Below are 3,414 nucleotides of genomic sequence, written 5' to 3'. Positions count from 1 at the left end.
CTCGGCTAGTGGGTGAGCCGACGGGTCTTTCAGGCAGCGCTTTGGGTATCGCACCTTCAAACGACTCCCCTGCTATCACCCGTTGCAGAACTTGCCCATAGCACTGCACAAAGATCGGATATGTATACGATTCAGGCTGTATCCTCAGTACAAACCACCCTGTATTCATACCTGCGACATACACGCCAGGATGTGACCAACGGTGACTGAGTGGATCACTGGCATGGCTGCAAGTTTCGAGATACGCATTACGCTGAGCTGGGATACCAAAACGTTCATGGCAATCCACGCACCATTCAATGAACTGTCCAACGCTTGGGAAGTGCGCACAGCCACTTTGCCTCGCCCGTCTTAAACCTTGCTGCACCATCACCTGCGTCACGATGTTATTTTCCAAAAAACCTTTGGTCCATGTGCGCTTGACTTGATTGAGCGTGTCTTCGTCAGGCAATGAATGTCGCCATGCTGGAAAAATGGCTTGCAGCTCAATGAACAACGCATTGACGACGTTCGCTGCCTCAGTTTGCCGTGCTGTACTCGGCTCACGACACACCGCAGCATGCTTATGGTTGCTCCTTGTCGAAGCGGTGTTACCAAACTTGCCACCCAACGTCGAAATGCTCTTCATGACAAGCCTCTACCTACCAGCCTAGATCATCCGCCCAACTTGTATCCCCACTGTGGAAATCCGGTGGCGAATAGCGTTTTTGCGTGATGGGCAGGGGGGTCAACCAGCGCCTCTCTCGGACAAACCGAGTAATACCGACCACAAACGGGCATCCAGATTGGCGCTCCCAATCCCGACTTTGACGAGCGGCCATCTGCAACCATTCCAACGCGAGCTTGGCATCGATTTCCGTTAGCCTTTCGGCTTTCCAAACCTTCCAAACATGGGCATCGGATCCTCCTTTTCGATGAGCCGGATAAGCATCAAAGAACGCTTTAAACAATTTGGGTTTCTTCCGATGAGAAGAGTTTGTAGACAGATCTTTTATATTTGTTTTTTGTAGAGTGTTTTTCTTTTGTGGGGGTCGAAACTGACTCTTCTGTGAGTCAATTTCGACTTTTTCGAAAGTCAATTTTGACTCTTTTTGTGCGCTGTCCGAGGGAGACTTTTTGAGTCGTTTTTGACTCTGATATGAGTCGGTTCTGACTCTTTTTTCTTCCTCACACATCCCGCTTAAAGGTTGGGTTTCTCTTTGAGCTGACCGAGTTGAGCCATTTCTGATATTCATTACCCACTGCGATGTCACTGGATTGATGCCAATTTTCTTACCATCACGCAGTAAGATCCGGCGGTTAATCAACGAGGCTTTCACCTTACCAATATTGCTTCCATCGATCCCTGTCAGCTCGCTCAGTTGTTCATAACAAATCCAATCTGAAGATTTATGGTATCCAAAGGTCTTAAACAAGATCGCCTGAACCAATCGGCTTTCCCGACTGCTTAATGAAACTTTGCACAAGGCCAACCCTATTTGATTCGCGACCTGATAATAGCCCTCTTTTAGCGATGCTTTGTGCACGGTTTCCTGTTCACTTTGGGGGAATACAACGATATTTTCGATTTGAGCATTCATAGTCTCCTCCTTCCGTGGTTATCGTGTAAGTTGGACAATTCAGGGTAATGGTGTTCAAGAACGTCGATGGCAGCCAAAGTAGTGGCAACGGACTCTTTCAGTTCTCGATGAGCTTTATATATGGAGGGGGATGACTCAGGGTTGTCTCGTAGTTCAATGACGGAAAGCTGAGCCTCCATATTTTCTTTCGTGAGTGACGCCGCTATCCGGTCACAATTGAGATGATCTTTTTGCTGAGATGTCGTCCCTATGTATAAATCGGGTAACGCATAGACGTCATTGAGATATTGGATACGGATGTCACATGGCAGTGCTGCCACTATGGCTTGTTCAATATCCCAGATACGATCTTTGAAATCATGGATACCATCATAGTGTCCAAGCCACCGAAAAAGCTTTTGAGCATTCACCCTCATATCATTGTAAATGTCATCGCTTTGGTTAAACGTAATGCCCTGCTCTTCCAAGACGGAAGTTAGCCCTATTCGTTCAACGACCTCAATGATTTCAGCGGTAATAGTCGCGCGGCTGGTTTTAGGTAACTCTAGCCAATTGTTGATTGCCGAGTTCAACAATCTAAGGCGTGATTGCTGTTTCATGGCGCCTTCTCCCGAAGCAGCTAAGCTGTCTTCACATATAAAGTAGCGTCGTACCTCAAAGCACCATTGGTGATCTTCTCTAACCTAAGTGCTTGTTTCTCAGGAATTACGTTCTTCCATTGAGATACAGAAGGTAGAGTAATATCGAGTGCCCTAGCTAAATTGGTAGCGCTGCCAAAATACTTAATTGTGTCTTGTTTCTTCATGGATTCCTCCCGTGAGAGATCTATACCACCTGAAAAAGTTTAGCACATTAAACATATCAGTCTATAAAAACAAACCGAAAAGGGTTTAGACTTCTTAACTATGGACACATCAGATCGTATAAAACAAAGAATGAATGCTTCTGGTCTACGTGCAGTCGACGTAGCAAAATTAACAGGGGCATCAAAGGGCACTGTGAGTCAGTGGCTTAATGGAATTGCTAAACCCGGTGGCGGTTATATTCTCGCATTATCCAAAGCACTTGATTGTCAGGCAGATTGGTTACTTTCAGGAAAGGGAGCTCCCAATAACTTTGCTATATCAAATGTTAGGAGCGAATCTGACTTGGTAGGCAGTTACCCGCTGCTGAGTTGGACTCAAGCTAGACAGGTTGGAGGAAACTTCGACTTTAACTTAGAAGACAATACCAGATTTAGATGCCCTGTTTCCTGTAGTGACAGTACATTTGTACTAAAAGTTCAGGGCGTTAGCATGCAGCCTATCTTTAATGATGGAGACTTAATTTTTGTTGACCCAGAAGCAGACAAAACTAATGGAAAGTATGTCATTGCAATCATAGAAGGCGAAGAAGAAGTAACCTTTCGGCAGCTTATAATTGAGGGCAAACGCCTATTCCTAAAGCCTAATAACCCTAATTGGCCTGAGCAATTGGTCCCTATAGAAGAGAGTTTTATCCTTGGAGTGATAATTTTTGGTGGTCGCACCTTCTAAATCATTCAAAATAATTTCCCATAAGCCCGCCATCCGCGGGTTTTCTTTTGTCACAGTTTAGAGAATTTAACACTAGTTTTGTTTTTTAAACTTTTTATTGACACCTTTAGTTTAGCCCTCTAAACTCATTTATTAGTTCGCATTTATAGAGAACCTTATTTTCGTGGACGCTCATATTGTATGCAATACATAAGCAACTCCTCGAATACCTCTACTTTATAGCAGTAATGGGAACACATTCGCTTTTGGACTTTGTCTAAGGAGTGTATCCATGACTACCCCATGCATAGTAACTATGG

5 protein-coding genes are annotated in these 3,414 nt (G+C 44.7%); 1 reads left to right on the top strand and 4 read right to left on the bottom strand.

Annotation, left to right across the window (positions count from 1 at the left end):
• The 4 genes from VPNCDNU1_RS28475 to VPNCDNU1_RS28460 all read right to left on the bottom strand — a co-directional run.
• The coding region (locus VPNCDNU1_RS28475; protein WP_104403499.1) for a replication protein P at window positions 1-628 on the bottom strand (628 nt) is incomplete at its 3' end.
• A 13-nt stretch (window positions 629-641) separates the two neighbouring features.
• A complete protein-coding gene (locus VPNCDNU1_RS28470) occupies window positions 642-1,580 on the bottom strand; it encodes a replication protein (RefSeq protein WP_104403498.1) in 939 nt (312 codons plus the stop codon).
• A complete protein-coding gene (locus tag VPNCDNU1_RS28465) occupies window positions 1,577-2,179 on the bottom strand; it encodes a hypothetical protein (RefSeq protein ID WP_104403497.1) in 603 nt (200 codons plus the stop codon). Before VPNCDNU1_RS28465 ends, VPNCDNU1_RS28470 begins: the two co-directional genes overlap by 4 nt.
• A gap of 20 nt (window positions 2,180-2,199) precedes the next feature.
• On the bottom strand, window positions 2,200-2,385 hold the full coding sequence (locus VPNCDNU1_RS28460; protein ID WP_104403496.1) for a Cro/CI family transcriptional regulator: 186 nt from the start codon (window positions 2,383-2,385) through the stop codon (window positions 2,200-2,202).
• 100 nt (window positions 2,386-2,485) lie between these two features.
• Between VPNCDNU1_RS28460 and VPNCDNU1_RS28455 the strand changes: the two genes are divergently transcribed.
• Window positions 2,486-3,115, top strand: a complete 630-nt coding sequence (locus VPNCDNU1_RS28455; RefSeq protein ID WP_104403495.1) for a LexA family protein — start codon at window positions 2,486-2,488, stop codon at window positions 3,113-3,115.
• Window positions 3,116-3,414 lie beyond the last annotated feature (299 nt).

Source organism: Vibrio penaeicida (assembly GCF_002933855.1).
Classification (GTDB): domain Bacteria; phylum Pseudomonadota; class Gammaproteobacteria; order Enterobacterales; family Vibrionaceae; genus Vibrio; species Vibrio penaeicida_A.
The sequence above is the reverse complement of the archived record's forward strand: the minus strand, read 5'-3'. Positions and strand labels throughout refer to the sequence as shown.

Bases quoted from the DNA above. Each gene is read 5' to 3' on its own strand.
- VPNCDNU1_RS28470 (WP_104403498.1), bottom strand. From the start codon at position 1,580: ATGAATGCTCAAATCGAAAATATCGTTGTATTCCCCCAAAGTGAACAG.
- VPNCDNU1_RS28465 (WP_104403497.1), bottom strand. From the start codon at position 2,179: ATGAAACAGCAATCACGCCTTAGATTGTTGAACTCGGCAATCAACAAT.
- VPNCDNU1_RS28460 (WP_104403496.1), bottom strand. From the start codon at position 2,385: ATGAAGAAACAAGACACAATTAAGTATTTTGGCAGCGCTACCAATTTA.
- VPNCDNU1_RS28455 (WP_104403495.1), top strand. From the start codon at position 2,486: ATGGACACATCAGATCGTATAAAACAAAGAATGAATGCTTCTGGTCTA.